This window comes from Photobacterium gaetbulicola (genome assembly GCF_003025515.1).
GTDB lineage: Bacteria > Pseudomonadota > Gammaproteobacteria > Enterobacterales > Vibrionaceae > Photobacterium > Photobacterium gaetbulicola.
Window position 1 is genome coordinate 1 of sequence record NZ_PYME01000040.1, and the last position, 16,039, is coordinate 16,039.

Consider the following 16,039-nt stretch of genomic DNA (forward strand, 5'->3'; position numbering starts at 1 on the left):
TTGCCGTTTGCTTCCTTCAGATCCCACCTCACGGTGGACACCCTTGCATAGGCTAACGGTTCTCGCTCGACTGAGCCCGTAGAGGACTTTCACCTCCTAGAACAACGCCATGCTCGGCGCACCATACAAGTAAAAGCCGACTCCTGTCGGCTTTTATTCTTTCTCCTATGCCACTTCCCTCTCCTCTTCCTTCTCTCGCTCCACCATATTCTGCACAGCCAACACCGCTGCGGTTCTCTGACCTGCCAACCACGCCACCAACTTATTCAACACCGTTGAGTACCGCTTGAAGCGTGTATAGGTGATCGGCAAGCTTTGGCAAAACACCGCGAAGCGGAATTCTGTCGTCCACTCAATACGACCTTCTTTAACAGCATGGGCACTTGCGGGTGACGCGATGCTTGTTGCTTACCCTACCCGCGCCATTGAACTCAGGGCATAGCTGACCGATTTGTTGAGTCGCTTCAGCTATCTCGGTTCTTGTTTGGGGTAAACGCCACGCCATGTTTGCATCGCTTTGGCAGCTTCTAGCCAGGTTTGCTAGTATAGCTCTCTGGCTGAATCCCTGTCTGACAGCAGCTCTACAAACAGCACGTGAAAACCGATGGGTGACTCCTTCCAAGTAATGCCCACTATCGCCAACTGCTCATCAAGTCTGGGTAATGATTAACTTTATGAAGAAACCATAACTGATCCATCAACGAAGACATGATATACGATTCAGCAAAAGTTTTACCGGCACTATTCACACAATGGGTTTAGTGGGTTACTTCAACAAACTCTAATGCCGACAAACCAAAATCTCTAACCTGCAAATATTGCGGAGAGTCATTACCCGAAGGCTGCGCCAACTTAAAACAAGGTGGACTGTTCAAAGGTGATGCCCGTTGTTGGCACACCACAAACCGAGTCAGGATTTTCGATCCGCTACCACTACCAAAATCACCGGAGGTTTCATGATGGAATATTTAGCCCCACTCATATACTCCACCGGATGTGTTGTGTTTTACATCGGTTACCTACTGGCCACCAGCAAGAGTAATAAGTGATGAGTAAAACGATGCGACTTTCTTGGCTTAACTGCGCCAAGTGCGATAGCAACAAAATCGAAGTTACTACCGAACAAGGTAACGATGAATGGATCTACGATGGTGACAAATTAACCTGTTTAGACTGCGGCGCAACCGGCGAACTAGAAACCGACGGTGGTATCACTTGGTTCGAAGCAGATAAGGAGCCTAAAAATGTACAATTACACTGACTACCCCACTGTTGATGTCTCTTATCGTGTTAAATCAGACAACAACGTGACACCGTCACCGTTAAAATCTGATAAAAACGATGAGCAATCACCCAAACAATCAAAAACAGTATCAACCTTAGATGAGCAGTCATCACCACAACTGATCAGCCACAAGGAAGTGTTGGCCATGTTCCACATCAGCAGCAAAGCCACCATCTACAAGTGGCGCCAAAACCGCGGCTTTCCAGATCCGGTTACACTAATGCCATTGCGTTGGTTAAGGTCGGCAGTTGAAGAGTGGAAGGAGAATATTGGAGGATGTGGGCGGTGAAATCACATGCGGTCAAATGCTATTGACCGCATGCTCATGATAACATCAATGATGTGTATAACTAATATTTATTAAATACTAACAGTAGTCGCAACCAAGTTCTCAATATGAATTACATTTTCAATCTCGGTATGCACTTGTAAATTGTTCTCTTTTGTTTCAATTGAAACAATCAAGCTAAATTTACCTAAGCTGGATTGCCTATTCTCTTTCTTAAGCTCTTTCCACCAGCCACCAACTGGATAGACCGCAATATACTTTTTCTCTGCAAGTTCTTGCGCTGTACCAGTCCATACATCACTGTGGATTGAGCCTCTGCTTCTCAACTTTTGACCGAGTAACCACTGTGATGAATCACTTTCACCTTTATCAATTTCAGGATTATCATCTCTGAATTTTTTATTAATTCGATAAACAAATTCATCACTATTTTCTGATGAACTATTTAAATCAAATCGCAAACCAAATGAACTATAGTTATATTTGTTTTTCCAGCCACGCTCACCAGGATTTGGTTCAACAAAATAAGATAAGGTTACTCTTAAATTAACCTCCTCTTCTGCTAACTTTTGAAGTTCATTTTCAGGCCACGGTAATGTATACAAAATCATTGTATTCAATTTACCATCTGGTGTATAAGGTTGAATATTGTCCTCAATAACCATATTAACTGACTTATCACCGCTAGAAATTGCTTTTCTTAAATTAGGATAGCCATAACCAGCGATCCTTAATAAATTCTCAACTCGTTTTTTTGTTGTATAAGGGGAGTACCTTTCAAGCAACTTCTGCGGCCACTCAGCACTATGGACCATTAATGCCCTTATGGTTTCAGGCCAATAATCAGGATATTGACACCAAACTTTTGATGCAAAATTTGAAGCTAATGCTGTTGCAGCACTAGTTTCTCTAAATGGGGACAAGTAATTACCATGAATGAAATCATGGTGCGTTGAAATAAGGCCGAGTTCTTCTAAATCTGCAGCAAAATTACAGCTATTATCATAACCATAATTACCACCTTCAAACACGATGTCTGGCTTTAGAGGTGATTCAGATTTCCAAGTTAAACTTGAGGTAGTTGTCGGTCCAATATCGGTTAGATCTGATAATAACGTATAACCAGGTGTCTGAATATTATCTTCACTTGCCCAATACCCAACCGTTAAAGCATTGTATGCATTTGCTGGATCTTGAATTGAAGACACTTCACAAGAATAAGGGAAATTAGATGCCAAATTGGGTTCAATATTACCAGCAGATATAATAAAGAGACGCCTTGTATCGTCATCTGGGGTTTCTGCAGCTAACATATCGATTGTAGCAGACCAGCTTGAAGGAGCGCCTTGCAAAGTATATTCAGATGTTACTGCCAAAGTATAAATTCTGTTTTTTGATGGCCTTATTGCATCAATATCATAAACAAGAGACTCAGTTAAAACTCCATATAGTTCAGGTTTGTTGTAACCAGAATCTGGTAGAATTTTTGCCGATTCTATTGATGACGTTATATCGACTTGTGAATTAGTTAACGTATACTTCAAATCACCTAGCATTGCTAACCCAGCCATTCTTGTCCCATGACCTTTAAGATCATTGATAGACCAACTTGGGTTATATGTTATCTGTGCATGTGGGTCACAAGCTGGAACTAGAAGCGGGTGCTCCGTATTGACACCTGTATCTAGTATACAAATAGGGACTCTTGACGGCGAGTGGTTATAATTAATTGAATTAACCCACTCATGCTGTTCACACGCATCCATTTCCGTAAAATCAGTTGATATTATCCCAACAGGTCTAATCTCAGCGATTAAGCCAGTGAGCACTTGAAAACGTTCAAGACTTTCTAATGATGAAGATACAATCTTAACCAGACGGTCTTTAAATTTTAAAGTTCGGTTTAAAACTGTAATATCACAATTATTTGAAACTTGACTTATTGTACTTTTAATAAAGTCTTCATTACTTTCACTAGTATTTATCCACAACTCAAAATTATAAATTTTACTCTTGTCAGTAGGAAATTCATCAGAACTAAACCATAAGTCCTTAAGCTTTGATTGGTTAATAGATGAAATAGACTCTATTAAAGACTTCTGCTTTGGATTGCCTGCTTTTGTTTTTTCATTACCATATTGAAAAATCAAATTATTTAACTTATAAATTTTTGAGGTTGGTATTGCAACATTTGCTATAACAGAATCATTTACCTTATTAACCGATAGCAACTCCATTCCATGTGAGTCCAAGCTATCAATCTTCAACGGATCAGGATTAAAAGAATTCTTAACAAAAGTCAATACTGTTTTTTCTGGGGCAGAACTGACACCAAGTTCATGTTGAACATTAGCAAGTTTCAATGTTGAATTAGAAAAAGCCTTTTCAAATGAATCTTTAACAACATTATAATGTGCATTCTGATCAATAAAAAAAGGCTTTTTATCAATTGGAGAATTAACAGGGGTAAACTTATATATGTTATTCTTAGGTTTAATTTTTAAGTGTTTTTTCATTGCCAACCTTATTTATGATACGATTTTCTCTCATTGAAAATTGATTCTAAAAGCTCTTGTTCAATATTATTATTATCATTTATAATTGCAATTTTCATTGCATCATCACAACTTTTACTTATCTCAGCATAACTGAGACCTTTTGCAACATTTACAAGATTTTCTTTGTCCGTGATTCTTAAATCAAATGATAAAAACTTTGAGTCTATTAACTCATAAACATCATTATCACTTGGATTTTTATACTCTATCACATCATCAAATCTTCTATACAATGCACTATCTAATATTTCTTTATGGTTAGTAGCAGCAATTATTAAGCTATCTGAATGATGTTCATCTAATAGTTGAAGGAAAGTATTAAGAACTCGTCTCACTTCACCAACATCATTGGATATACTTCTTTTTGAACCAATCGTATCAAACTCATCAAAAAGATATACACCACGATGTTGTGATATATATTCAAAAATACTTCTTAATTTAGCGGAAGTCTCCCCCATAAATTTTGTCATGAGAGAATCCATTCTTACTATAAAAAGAGGTAAATGAAGCTCACAAGCAATAACACTTGCTGACATCGTTTTACCGGTTCCAGGTGGACCATATAACATTAAATGTCTTTTCGGAACCAAACCAAATTGTCTTATTTTTTTTGAATTTCTATTCTCATCCAAAAATCGATTTAACTTCAACTTTATATCATCAGATAAAACTATATTGTTAAAGTTAATCGTAGGATGAGTAACAGAAAACAAATCTGATGATGGTTGAGTCATTTGAGCTGAACTTGCCGAAAGAACCTTTGGCGTTCCACTCTCGCTATTCATTGAGTGTTTAGCTTTCTCAACTAAGAACCTCAATTCATCAGCAAATTTCGTATGTCCAATTTTTGCTTCGTGTGCAGCAATCTGAAGAACGACAGATAAAAACCTTGCATCATCCTTTTTCATGAAATGCTTTACCAGCATTTTGATTTGATTTGCACTAGCCATTTTCATTTCTCTCAACATCTAACACCTTCATTATATGTGCTTTTTGTGAGACATAGTTAAAAACTTTTATTTTTTTTGACATGAGCGCACAATTCGTAGTCATTACCTAAAACCCTGATTTATCAGTTCTTAGGTAAGATTCATTGAATTATAGTTAAAGCTAGCAATACTAAATGTCAAAAATGTCTTTAACGCTTACAAAATCACCAATTTCAGCATGCAACCTATTTCCGTACAGCTCATACCCTTCCCTCTGCTCTTCAAGCCAATCATGCTTGTTGTACACGGCCAGTACCCCTCCTAACTCATGGCCTAGCATCTTCTCAACCACATGTGGCATCACACCAAGCTCTGAAGCACCAGTAGACAACGAGCGTCTGAAATCATGAGTACGCCACTCTTCTAATGGCAAGCTAGCGCGTATACGGCGTATATAGCGGTTTGCGGCTGAAATAGTAATTGGGGTGTTGAGGTTTTGTCCTGGGAATAACACGTCATCGTAGGTTTCCATGACGCGCTCTAGTATGGCTCGAGCTTTGGTGGGGATTGGGCGGCGGATAGGCTTATTGGTTTTGCTCAGCTCTTTGGGGACTGTCCAAATGCCGGCTTTCATGTCGAAGTGGGATCGCCTTGCTAGTCGTAGCTCTGAGAGGCGATTTCCCCATAGCATGGTAAGTTGATGGAGGGTTTTGTTTGCAGTGCTGGCGCGGCTACGCTCAATGGCTAGCCAAATTTGTCCTAGTTCGGACCAGGTGGGAACACGGCTTCCACATTCTCTGGCCGCATGCCGACGTTTTGCTTTTTGATTCTGTCGAGGCCGGTTCTATCAATGATGAATTTACTTTTGCAGAAGTTAAGGCAGGAACGAAGCGTGGTAAAAATGGAGTTGGCGGTTTTGGGCTTTTCAGCTCCAATATCATCGAGCCATTGCATCCATTCTCTGGCGGGTATGGTTTCGACGTTTCTGTCTGGGAAGGCGCCAAAGTAGTAGTTTCTGGAAAAGGATCGGTAGAGCTCTTGCGTCCCCTTTTTCAATGTGGGGACATAGTGCTTCAACCAGTAGTCAATGCAGTCATCTAAAGTGACGAAATCTTGTTCACCACTACCTGAAACACCATTAGCAATTTCAGGATTTCGGCCAGATTCCCTCAATTCCATCATGATTTTATGTTTCCGCCTTGCCTCTTTAAGGCTAGTTGCGGGATACTTACCTATCTTTATTCTGAGGCTTTTTCCATTGAACCGACAACGATACTGAAAGGTAATTTTTGCGGTGGGAGAGATACGGGCTATCAGCCCTTCCCCATCATTGATTTCTGATGGGCCATCGTAAGATTCTTGTTTTGAGATCAGTTTCAGTTGCCGGTCTAAAATGGTCATACTAAATCCTTGTAAAATCGATGATTTGGTCGCTTGGTTTTAGAACTAGTTTTGGACGCACAGCGCAAATGTTTGGACACAGATTTGGACGTAAATGCAAATCCCAAACGTAAATGCGCCGGAATCAACTACTGTATAAGTGTACAGTATAGCATTTAAAAGCCATTGTAAGAACAAACACTTAATACCAATGCGATGGCTTCTGGAAACTACTATGAATGATACAAATCAGCCAACCCTGTTTTGGCTGGATTATGAAACCTTCGGTGCCAATCCGGCGCTAGATCGCCCGTGCCAGTTTGCCGGGGTGCGTACCGACATGGACATGAACATTATCGGTGAGCCGCTGGTGATCTACTGCAAGCCACCGGTGGACTACCTGCCTTCACCTGAAGCCTGCCTTATCACCGGGATCACACCGCAGGAAGCCCATGAGAAAGGCTTGTCAGAGCCTGAGTTCATTGCCCGTATTCACCATGAGCTGTCGAAGCCCAATACCTGTGTGATCGGCTACAACAACGTACGCTTCGATGATGAAGTGACCCGCTATACCCTTTACCGCAATTTCTACGACCCATACGCCTGGAGCTGGCAAAACGGCAATTCACGCTGGGATTTGCTGGATATCATGCGTACGTGCTATGCGCTTCGTCCGGACGGCATGAACTGGCCTACCAATGAGGACGGCCTGCCGATCTTTAAGCTGGAGCACCTCTCGGTTGCCAACGGTATTGAACACGCCAATGCGCACGATGCGATGGCCGATGTGTATGCCACTATTGAATTGGCAAAAATCGTTAAGCAGAACCAGCCAAAGCTGTTTGACTACTTCTTCAAGCTGCGTAATAAGCGTAAGCTGCAAGAGCTGGTAGATATCGTGGAAATGACCCCGCTGATGCATGTCTCTGGCATGTTCGGTGTCGAGTGCGGCAACACCAGTTGGATCGTACCGATGGCATGGCACCCTGATAACAAGAATGCGGTAATTACGGTTAACCTGGCCATGGATCCGACCCCGCTTATCGAGCTCCCTGCCGATGAACTGCGCGAACGCCTCTACACCAAACGGATTGATCTCGGCCCGGATGAACTGCCTGTTCCGCTGAAACTGGTTCACCTGAATAAATGCCCGGTTCTTGCGCCGGCAAAAACACTACGCGCCGAAGATGCCGCCCGTATCGGTATCGACCGCGAAGCTTGCCTGAAGAACCTGGCGACCTTGAAAGCGCATCCGGAAATCCGTGAGAAGCTGTTGGCGATATACAGTGTCGAGCGAGAGTTTGAAAAGCATGACAACGTCGATGCCATGCTTTACGACGGCTTTTTCTCCAACGCCGATCGCTCAACCATCGATATCATCCAGAAAACCCCAGAGGATGAACTGGGCAAACTGGAACTAAACGTCAGCGACAAGCGCATCAAGCCGCTGCTGTTCCGCTACCGCGCCCGTAACTTCCCGATGACACTGGATTACCAAGAGCAGCAGCGCTGGAAGCACCATTGCCAGGATTTCTTCGAAGAGAACCTTCCAGGGTATATTCAAAACCTCGAAGCCGTTGCCATGGAGCACCAATCGAGCGAGAAGAATATGAAGATCCTAAAAGCTGTCTACGATTACGTACAAACACTGGTGTAAATTAGGCACTTTGCTGTTGTTTGATTCTGTCACTAGCTGACTGAAATAAATGTAGAAAAAATTAGCCCCTTGCGCGCACGCCGCCAAGGGGCTTTTTATCGCCAATGATTCTTCGTTGTGAGATTGCGCAACACCGCATGAACACCAACACTAAATAGTGATGGATTTGAAATTGTCATTCATGGATTCGAACGATGAATTGTAGTGATTGATATGACAACACAATCTTTAACACGCTGCTTCCGCTTTCCCGCGGTCGACTTCGAGCCAGATGTACACCTGCTGGTATGGCGCGACAAAACGGAAACACCGCTCACTTTGCATGAGTCTCGATTACTCGAGGCACTGTGCTATTGTGCCGGCGAAGTGATCAGCCATGAGCAGTTGCATAACAAAACGTTCAGCCAGCTTGATCCCTATGAGGATGGCACCAATCAGCATTACGATCTCAACACCATTCTCAAGCCGTTGGCCGCAAAACTCGAGCGCCAGGGTAAAATGGCCATTCCCATTGAGGTTGTCCCACAATACGGCTTCAGGGTGCCGCTGCCCGAGAAAATGTGTCGACTCGTCCATGAACCTGATAAAGCCGAAAAGAAAGAAGCCCTGCCTTCACCAGAGCACGACAATCACGAGTTCAGATCTGCCACAGAAGAAATAGTCAAAACCAGTGTGGTGCACAAAATCTCTGTTGCTGTGTTGGCATTGATGGCTTTTGCCGTCATTGTCGCTTCATTTACCGGCTATTTATAAACCTCTTAAAACCGGCAACTAAGTGTGGCTTAGATCACATTTATTTTGTATGATAAATGAGTTTCTTCTACCACACCTGAAGGGCTCATGGCTTATCTACGATCTTTTTTCATCATATTTATCTGCCTGATGATAGGCAAAGGCATCCAACACCTTACAGGTTTAGCCATTCCCGGTAGCATTATCGGCATGCTGATTTTGTTCACCGCTCTCTCAATGGGCATTATCCCCGCCCACTGGGCAATGCAAGGCTGCCATTTGCTTATTCGCCATATGGCACTGCTGTTCGTTCCTGTTGGCATCGGCCTAATGAACTACCTCGATCTTCTCACCAACAACACCCTTACCATTCTTCTCAGCACTATCGGCAGTAGCGTGGTGGTATTCGTGGTTATTGGCTTGGCAACACACTATAAGGAAAACCAATGATCTGGCTGCTGACTACCTTGGTCGTGTTCTACACGGCACGCTATATTTCAAAACATATCCAGCATCCGATTGTTAACCCGCTTCTGATCTGCCTGGTTGTGATCATCCCGCTACTCATGTGGCTGGAGGTACCTTATGAAACCTATTTTGAACAGAACAAATGGATCAATGCCCTACTCGAGCCCGCAGTCGTTGCTTTGGCGTTCCCTCTGTATGAGCAACTTAGCCAGATCCGCCAAAAGTGGAAGGTGATTTTCTCTACCTGTTTAATCGGCAGCGTACTGTCGATGATCACCGGCGCCGGTATTGCCCTTGCGCTCGGCGCAGATGCGCAGCTGACGGCATCTATCCTACCTAAATCGGTGACAACGCCTATTGCGATGGCGGTGGCCGAACAAGTTGGCGGACTCCCTTCGGTTGCCGCTATTATGGTAATTATCGCTGGCTTATTTGGCGCGGTACTGGGTTACCCCCTATTTCGTCTTATCGGCGTCAAAGCGCCAATTGCCAAGGGGCTTACCATGGGTACGGTATCCCATGCTTTGGGTACGGCAAAAGCAGCGGAGGAGAATTATCAGGAAGGGGCATTTAGTTCGTTGGCCCTGGTGATCTGTGGTGTGATCACCTCTATTTTGGCGCCAATATTGTTTCCGCTCATCATAGCTGTGTTTAGCTAAGCTGTGCTGGTAATCGAATACAAAACTAAATGACTGATAATAATCTATAATTTTTTTATAACCTGTGTGACCCGACTCGCATTAATGCAAACAATGAAACGATTCATTGTTAAGTGTGATCAGGATCACTCAATTATAGGATTAGCAAGCCTACAATGTTTCTCCATACACAAGACGGAGTGAAAACTCATGCACACTAAAGTAATGGATGCTTTAGGCGCTCTACCCACTGATCTAGCTTCTGCAATCAAACCTGTGCTAGAAGCCGAGAATTTCGATGCCACCTTAAGCCCTGAGGTGTTTGCTCAGTTAATGTCGAAAACCAACATGACTGACAGTGAATTGCGTGTAGCATTACTTCCGCTTGCGGCCGCTTATTCTGTTGCACCTATCTCTAATTTCTATGTTGGCGCGATTGTTCGTGGTCAATCTGGTACGCTTTATTTCGGTGCTAACATGGAATTTGTTGGTGCTTGCCTTTCCCAAACGATTCACGCAGAACAATCCGCCATCAGCCATGCTTGGGTGAAAGGCGAAACCGGCATTTCAGATATCACCATCAACTACAGCCCATGTGGCCACTGCCGCCAGTTCATGAACGAACTGACTACGGCCAAAGAGCTCGTCGTTCAGTTGCCTGAGCGCGCTGCTAAGTCGCTACAGGAATACTTGCCTGAATCTTTCGGCCCGGCCGATCTGAATATTACCGATGCACTGCTGGCCAAAGTTGATAATGGCGTTACAACCGAAGCTACAGAAGCCCTTGTTCAACTAGCTTGCCAGGCTGCAAACCGTGCTCATGCGCCTTACACCAAGAACTTCAGTGGTGTGGCACTAAAAGCCAAAGACGGTAAAACGTTCATTGGTATGTATGCTGAAAACGCAGCATTCAACCCTAGCCTTCCTCCTCTTCAGGTTGCACTGGTTAACATGAACATGGCGGGCTATTCACTGGCTGACATTGAAGAAGCGGCACTGGTGGAAAAAGCTGACAGTACTATCAGCCACCTGTCTGATACGCAGACGACACTAGAAGCGCTGAATCCGGATATTCCGTTGTCTTATGTGGCAGCATAAGCGCATCGTATTAAAAAACCGCCTACGGGTGGTTTTTTTGTATTTGTGAGCCCTTGGCGGGCAGAAAGCAGTTTTTTCTTTCTATGGGTAGGTGTATGATTTTCAAGTTATAAACTCAATAAAACATTAATTCATGTCTCATCAACACAACCCGATTCAAGGGGCAAGCTGGATGATTACTGCCGGCTTGGCTTTTGCGATAGTCAACAGCCTGGCACAGTATCTCAGCATGGTTCTCCACATTCCATCGACCACTGTTGCCCTATTCCAGTATTTCATTGCCTTGGTGGCCATTTTTCCCTGGCTAAGAACCCTCGGTCTCCGTAACGCACTTCGCACCCAATATTTCGGCCAGCACTGTTTTCGCGTCTTGCTAGCGGTTGTCGGTATTCAGCTTTGGCTCTGGGCCCTGGCCTACCCAGTACCTATCTGGCAAGGGATCGCGCTGCTTATGACCTCTCCGCTCTTTGCTACGATTGGCGCAGGCATGTTCTTAAAAGAGAAGGTCGGCACTGCACGCTGGATCGCAACCCTTGCGGGCTTCAGCGGTGCCATGATAATTCTTGAGCCATGGTCAGATGGGTTCAGCTGGGCGACATTACTGCCCGTAGCCGCCGCCTTTTTCTGGGCGTGCTACTCATTGATGGTAAAGAAAATGTCGGCCAGCGAATCACCAACCACCATCGTGGTATACCTGCTGATCCTCATTACTCCGTATAACCTGTTCCTGGCCGTTCCGGAATTCACCCTGCCACAAACCGGGTTCACCTGGCTGCTGCTTGGCGCAGCTGGCTTGCTAACGGCACTGGCCCAATGGGCTATCGCGAAAGCTTATGCTGTCGCCGATGCCTCGTTTGTCCAACCGTTCGATCACGCGAAGCTACCCCTGAACGTGCTTGGCGGTTGGCTGGTATTTGGCTGGGTTCCGCCAGGAAGGCTGTGGCTTGGCGCTGCGATTATCATTACCTCCGTTGCCTTTATCACCCAATGGGAAAATAAAAAAGCCGCCCCCGCAGAAAGCTAACCCTGCTCTGCACTCAAGCCCCCAAGCCTGCATAACATCATTATGCGCTTGGGGTGTCTTATTCCCACGACAAGTCTCACATCGCCACCGTCTACACTCTCCCTAAACCAAGCCTTTTGAAGTTGCTGGGGTATATAACCAACCATATATGAGGTTTACGGAATGTCTTGGCGTGCTTTAACTTTCTCATTTCTCTGCGGCGTTCTGCTATCGCTCTCCTTGATGTCTCATGCCCAATCCTTTGTCACGATCGGTACTGGCGGTGTAACCGGCGTTTACTACCCGACAGGAGGCGCCATTTGCCGATTGGTCAACAAAGGCAGGAGTCAACACGGTATAAGATGTTCGGTCGAATCTACCGGAGGATCGATTTTTAACATTAACAGCATCCGCACCGGTGAACTCGATCTGGGCATCGCCCAGTCAGACTGGCAGTATCACGCCTACAACGGTACCAGCAAGTTTAAAAACAGAGGCCCGTTCAAGTCACTGCGCTCGGTATTTTCCATCCATCCCGAACCCTTTACCGTGGTTGCCCGTGCCGAATCGGGCATCAAACGCTTTGAAGATCTCAAGGGCAAACGGGTGAACATCGGCAACCCGGGCTCGGGTCAACGCAATACGATGGAAATGCTGATGAAAGCCTATGGCTGGACGAAAAAAGACTTTGCCCAGGTTAGCGAATTAAAGGCGTCTTACCAGTCACACGCCCTGTGCGATAACAAAATCGATGCCATCGTTTATACCGTTGGCCACCCTAGCGGTGCAATCAAGGAAGCGACGACAGCCTGCGAGAGTGTGATTGTCGATGTCTCTGGCCCTGTGGTGGACCGATTGGTTGAGGAGAACAGTTTCTATCGCAAGACAACCATACCGGGGAGAATGTATCGCGGTAACAACCACGACGTGCAAACCTTCGGGGTCGGTGCCACCCTTGTGTCATCAGCGACAGTGGACGAGAGGATTGTCTACGAGATGGTGAAGTCGGTTTTCGAAAATTTCGATACCTTCAAAAAGCTCCATCCCGCTTTTTCCCTCCTAGAGAAAGAGGAGATGGTGTCGGATGGGCTCACCGCTCCACTCCATGATGGGGCGAGGAAGTATTACCTAGAGGCCGATTTAATCGAAAAAGAATAACCCTGCAACCAGTAATCAACCAAACTCCCAACAGAACACCAAACAAAACGAGGAGCCGATATGGCTCCTCGCTAATTGCATCTTGGGATTTCGCTTAGAAGCGAATACGGAAGCCTAGCTGGCCTTCCAACTCAAGATCGACATCTTCAACCACGTAAAGTGTTGGGCCGACCTCGCCATAGAACTCAAAGCTGTCAACCGGCACTTGGAAACCAATCCCGCCGCGTACACCAAGCTTGTTGTATTTATTATCTACGTACTGAGCACCAACAAAGGTGTAAAGGTTATTCATACCTGGATCTTTGGTTAGCGAACCTAGGTTAAAGGTTTTATCGAAAGCCAGACCAAAATCGTCGATACCTAGCGAGAAGCGCAAATCATGGTGCTTATACTGGATACCAGACATAGGGCTACCAAAGAAGATGCCGACAGCTTGTGACGCCTGAGCTGAAAATGGAACCGCCATCATCAGTCCGAGAGCTAGCAGATATTTTTTCATGATGTAATCAATGTCGTTGCCAAACAAAACTGCGGCTAATCTAACGGTAAAACGGGGCAAATTCGAGCCTAAAGCAGACTAATGACATAACTTTGACAATCATGACAGAATATTGCTGAGATTTCGTTGTCTCCTCCCGCCCGGCCAAGGCGAGCAAAAAGCCACCAGTTCGCATCAACAACAAACACTATGCTTGATAACGAGTTAGCCAATAGAAAACGATTTTATGCTATCGCTAAAAAACCACGCGCAAACGTTTGCGTTGATGGGTGATTGCTGTATGATCCGCACTAGTTTCACGTCACCTCCAGTAAAGGAATTCCAATGTTAGGATCTGCCACCCGCTTAAACGCAACGCGTGTACTTCTTCTTGGCTCTGGCGAGCTTGGCAAAGAAGTCGCCATTGAATGCCAACGCCTTGGTCTGGAAGTTATTGCCGTTGACCGTTATGCCGATGCACCGGCAATGCAAGTTGCCCATCGCAGCCATGTTATTGACATGTTAGATGGTGAGGCCCTGAAGCAGTTGATTGCCGATGAGAAACCCGATTACGTTGTTCCTGAAATCGAAGCGATTGCCACTGATACCCTGGTTGAGCTAGAAGCCGACGGCCTGAATGTCGTACCGACCGCCAACGCAACCAAGCTAACCATGAACCGTGAGGGTATCCGTCGCCTGGCCGCAGAAGAGCTTGGCCTGACGACTTCCCCTTACCGTTTTGCCGACAACTATGACGATTTCAAAGCCGCGGTAGAGCACGTCGGTATTCCTTGTGTCGTGAAACCTGTAATGAGTTCGTCTGGCAAAGGCCAAAGTGTTATCAAGTCGCAGCAAGACGTAGAGAAAGCCTGGAGCTATGCCCAGGAAGGTGGTCGCACCGGTGCCGGACGCGTTATTGTCGAGGGTTTTATCGACTTTGATTATGAAATTACCCTACTGACGGTACGCGCTGTCGACGGAACCCACTTCTGTGCGCCAATCGGCCACCGCCAGGAAGATGGTGACTATCGCGAATCATGGCAGCCGCAGGTCATGTCAGCAGAAGCTATCAAGGCAGCTGAGTACGCCGCCGGGAAAGTGGTAAACGCTCTGGGCGGCTACGGTATCTTCGGGGTGGAGTTGTTCGTCAAAGGCGACCAAGTGATCTTCAATGAAGTCTCCCCTCGCCCACACGATACCGGCATGGTCACGCTGATCTCTCAGGAGCTGTCTGAATTTGCCCTGCACGTCAGAGCTTTCCTTGGTATGCCAATCAACACCATTCAACAGTACGGTCCGTCGGCTTCCGCGGTCGTGCTGGGAGAAGGCGTATCCAACAACATCCGCTTCGATAACCTTGCTACTGCGCTTGCTCGCCCGAACACGCAAGCTCGCCTGTTTGGTAAGCCAGAAATCAATGGCCGCCGTCGCCTCGGGGTCGCCCTGACCCGCCGTAATAGCATTGAGAGTGCCGTTGAAGATGCCATCGCCACTGCCGCTGATATCAAAGTCGTTTACTGATATCTTGCGCTAGCGCAGACCGATCAAAAAAGGAGCCTACGGCTCCTTTTTGTCGTCTATGCTCACCAGGGCTTTATGCCACAGTGATCACCCATGCCTCTTCGGCAAAACGGGTTAAACCACGCTTACGGCGAGGGTGAGACTCATCAGCTTCGTCACGCGCCAAGTGGCGGATATCGCACCCGGCAAACAGGGCCTCAATTTCCTCCTTGACCACCGAGAATGGAGGACCGTCCATTTCATGCTGCGGGTAATCAAGAGTAATTAACAGAATACGCCCACCCGGCTTGACCATGGACAACAGCTTCTGGGTATAGCTCTGGCGCATTTCCTGCGGCATCGCGATCAGCGCAGCGCGATCGTAGACAATATCGACCGGCTCGACTTTAGCCATAAAGAAGTCACCACAGTGGATGGTGATTTCATCAAACTCGTAAATAGACTGGCCATTGCCCATCGGGATAACAAGCGGCGTGTAGAAGTGCTCGGCAAAGTATGCGCGAACGGCAATTTCACTCAGCTCGATACCAACCACTTTGTTGTGCTTAGTCGCAAGCCAGGTCAGGTCGACGGATTTACCGCACATCGGCACCAGCACCGCATCCTCACGGGTAGGCTTCACCTCCGACCAGTATTTTTCCAGCATTGGGTTGGTATCATCAAGATGAAAACCGATTCGGTTTTCGGCCCAACGGCTATGCCAAAATTCTGCATCCATTAATCATTTTCTCTTTTTTAGACCGACTGCTTGGCTTTATATCAAACTTGCCATGATATAGCTAATCAAGCCGTATTAAACGCATGCTCGTAGAAGGCGCTGTAAGGCATTCAGGAAGGTGTTC

The 16,039-nt window shown here is 45.8% G+C and carries 16 protein-coding genes; 10 read left to right on the plus strand and 6 right to left on the minus strand.

The features are described 5' to 3' along the window. The first annotated feature begins 1,048 nt into the window (after window positions 1–1,048). Together C9J03_RS24080 and C9J03_RS24085 are read left to right on the plus strand one after the other, a co-directional pair. Window positions 1,049–1,261: a hypothetical protein gene (locus C9J03_RS24080; RefSeq protein ID WP_044623284.1), complete on the plus strand. Its 213-nt coding sequence runs from the start codon at window positions 1,049–1,051 to the stop codon at window positions 1,259–1,261. Then, entirely contained in the window at window positions 1,245–1,574 is a 330-nt protein-coding gene (locus C9J03_RS24085; protein ID WP_044623283.1) for a helix-turn-helix transcriptional regulator, read from the plus strand. The genes C9J03_RS24080 and C9J03_RS24085 overlap by 17 nt, the downstream gene beginning before the upstream one ends. Window positions 1,575–1,645: 71 nt before the next feature. On the opposite strand, the gene C9J03_RS24090 is transcribed toward C9J03_RS24085, so the two are convergent. From C9J03_RS24090 to C9J03_RS27060, 4 genes are all read right to left on the minus strand, one after another. Continuing rightward, entirely contained in the window at window positions 1,646–4,090 is a 2,445-nt protein-coding gene (locus C9J03_RS24090) for a S8 family peptidase (RefSeq protein ID WP_044623282.1), read from the minus strand. A gap of 8 nt (window positions 4,091–4,098) precedes the next feature. Continuing rightward, on the minus strand, window positions 4,099–5,103 hold the full coding sequence (locus C9J03_RS24095) for an AAA family ATPase (protein WP_197078596.1): 1,005 nt from the start codon (window positions 5,101–5,103) through the stop codon (window positions 4,099–4,101). 151 nt (window positions 5,104–5,254) lie between these two features. Next, a complete protein-coding gene (locus C9J03_RS27055) occupies window positions 5,255–5,818 on the minus strand; it encodes a site-specific integrase (protein ID WP_338064710.1) in 564 nt (187 codons plus the stop codon). A gap of 5 nt (window positions 5,819–5,823) precedes the next feature. Beyond that, window positions 5,824–6,465 carry an Arm DNA-binding domain-containing protein gene (locus tag C9J03_RS27060; protein WP_231580660.1) on the minus strand — a complete coding sequence of 214 codons (642 nt, stop codon included), beginning with the start codon at window positions 6,463–6,465 and terminating at the stop codon, window positions 5,824–5,826. A 214-nt stretch (window positions 6,466–6,679) separates the two neighbouring features. Between C9J03_RS27060 and sbcB the strand changes: the two genes are divergently transcribed. From sbcB to C9J03_RS24135, 7 genes are all read left to right on the plus strand, one after another. Further along, a complete protein-coding gene (gene sbcB, locus C9J03_RS24105) occupies window positions 6,680–8,101 on the plus strand; it encodes an exodeoxyribonuclease I (protein WP_044623281.1) in 1,422 nt (473 codons plus the stop codon). 213 nt (window positions 8,102–8,314) lie between these two features. Continuing rightward, entirely contained in the window at window positions 8,315–8,854 is a 540-nt protein-coding gene (locus tag C9J03_RS24110) for a winged helix-turn-helix domain-containing protein (RefSeq protein ID WP_044623280.1), read from the plus strand. An 87-nt stretch (window positions 8,855–8,941) separates the two neighbouring features. Continuing rightward, window positions 8,942–9,283: a CidA/LrgA family protein gene (locus tag C9J03_RS24115; RefSeq protein WP_044623279.1), complete on the plus strand. Its 342-nt coding sequence runs from the start codon at window positions 8,942–8,944 to the stop codon at window positions 9,281–9,283. Further along, window positions 9,280–9,960: a CidB/LrgB family autolysis modulator gene (locus C9J03_RS24120; RefSeq protein WP_044623278.1), complete on the plus strand. Its 681-nt coding sequence runs from the start codon at window positions 9,280–9,282 to the stop codon at window positions 9,958–9,960. Before C9J03_RS24115 ends, C9J03_RS24120 begins: the two co-directional genes overlap by 4 nt. A gap of 189 nt (window positions 9,961–10,149) precedes the next feature. Next, window positions 10,150–11,037 carry a cytidine deaminase gene (gene cdd, locus C9J03_RS24125; protein ID WP_044623277.1) on the plus strand — a complete coding sequence of 296 codons (888 nt, stop codon included), beginning with the start codon at window positions 10,150–10,152 and terminating at the stop codon, window positions 11,035–11,037. Window positions 11,038–11,170: 133 nt separating this feature from the next. Beyond that, on the plus strand, window positions 11,171–12,061 hold the full coding sequence (locus tag C9J03_RS24130; RefSeq protein WP_044623276.1) for a DMT family transporter: 891 nt from the start codon (window positions 11,171–11,173) through the stop codon (window positions 12,059–12,061). Window positions 12,062–12,223: 162 nt separating this feature from the next. Beyond that, window positions 12,224–13,198 (plus strand): TAXI family TRAP transporter solute-binding subunit, encoded by a 975-nt coding sequence (locus tag C9J03_RS24135; protein ID WP_044623275.1) that lies wholly within the window; start codon window positions 12,224–12,226, stop codon window positions 13,196–13,198. Between the two features lie 94 nt (window positions 13,199–13,292). On the opposite strand, the gene C9J03_RS24140 is transcribed toward C9J03_RS24135, so the two are convergent. Beyond that, window positions 13,293–13,697, minus strand: coding sequence for a hypothetical protein (locus C9J03_RS24140; protein ID WP_044624475.1), 405 nt, complete (start codon window positions 13,695–13,697; stop codon window positions 13,293–13,295). Between the two features lie 324 nt (window positions 13,698–14,021). Between C9J03_RS24140 and purT the strand changes: the two genes are divergently transcribed. Further along, entirely contained in the window at window positions 14,022–15,197 is a 1,176-nt protein-coding gene (gene purT, locus C9J03_RS24145; protein WP_044623274.1) for a formate-dependent phosphoribosylglycinamide formyltransferase, read from the plus strand. A gap of 73 nt (window positions 15,198–15,270) precedes the next feature. Here the strand turns inward: purT and C9J03_RS24150 are convergent, their stop codons facing one another. Continuing rightward, window positions 15,271–15,915 carry a thiopurine S-methyltransferase gene (locus C9J03_RS24150; RefSeq protein ID WP_044623273.1) on the minus strand — a complete coding sequence of 215 codons (645 nt, stop codon included), beginning with the start codon at window positions 15,913–15,915 and terminating at the stop codon, window positions 15,271–15,273. Window positions 15,916–16,039: the final 124 nt, after the last annotated feature.

Bases quoted from the DNA above. Each gene is read 5' to 3' on its own strand.
- C9J03_RS24080 (WP_044623284.1), top strand. From the start codon at position 1,049: ATGAGTAAAACGATGCGACTTTCTTGGCTTAACTGCGCCAAGTGCGAT.
- C9J03_RS24085 (WP_044623283.1), top strand. From the start codon at position 1,245: ATGTACAATTACACTGACTACCCCACTGTTGATGTCTCTTATCGTGTT.
- C9J03_RS24090 (WP_044623282.1), bottom strand. From the start codon at position 4,090: ATGAAAAAACACTTAAAAATTAAACCTAAGAATAACATATATAAGTTT.
- C9J03_RS24095 (WP_197078596.1), bottom strand. From the start codon at position 5,103: ATGTTGAGAGAAATGAAAATGGCTAGTGCAAATCAAATCAAAATGCTG.
- C9J03_RS27060 (WP_231580660.1), bottom strand. From the start codon at position 6,465: ATGACCATTTTAGACCGGCAACTGAAACTGATCTCAAAACAAGAATCT.
- sbcB (WP_044623281.1), top strand. From the start codon at position 6,680: ATGAATGATACAAATCAGCCAACCCTGTTTTGGCTGGATTATGAAACC.
- C9J03_RS24110 (WP_044623280.1), top strand. From the start codon at position 8,315: ATGACAACACAATCTTTAACACGCTGCTTCCGCTTTCCCGCGGTCGAC.
- C9J03_RS24115 (WP_044623279.1), top strand. From the start codon at position 8,942: ATGGCTTATCTACGATCTTTTTTCATCATATTTATCTGCCTGATGATA.
- C9J03_RS24120 (WP_044623278.1), top strand. From the start codon at position 9,280: ATGATCTGGCTGCTGACTACCTTGGTCGTGTTCTACACGGCACGCTAT.
- cdd (WP_044623277.1), top strand. From the start codon at position 10,150: ATGCACACTAAAGTAATGGATGCTTTAGGCGCTCTACCCACTGATCTA.
- C9J03_RS24130 (WP_044623276.1), top strand. From the start codon at position 11,171: ATGTCTCATCAACACAACCCGATTCAAGGGGCAAGCTGGATGATTACT.
- C9J03_RS24135 (WP_044623275.1), top strand. From the start codon at position 12,224: ATGTCTTGGCGTGCTTTAACTTTCTCATTTCTCTGCGGCGTTCTGCTA.
- C9J03_RS24140 (WP_044624475.1), bottom strand. From the start codon at position 13,697: ATGAAAAAATATCTGCTAGCTCTCGGACTGATGATGGCGGTTCCATTT.
- purT (WP_044623274.1), top strand. From the start codon at position 14,022: ATGTTAGGATCTGCCACCCGCTTAAACGCAACGCGTGTACTTCTTCTT.
- C9J03_RS24150 (WP_044623273.1), bottom strand. From the start codon at position 15,915: ATGGATGCAGAATTTTGGCATAGCCGTTGGGCCGAAAACCGAATCGGT.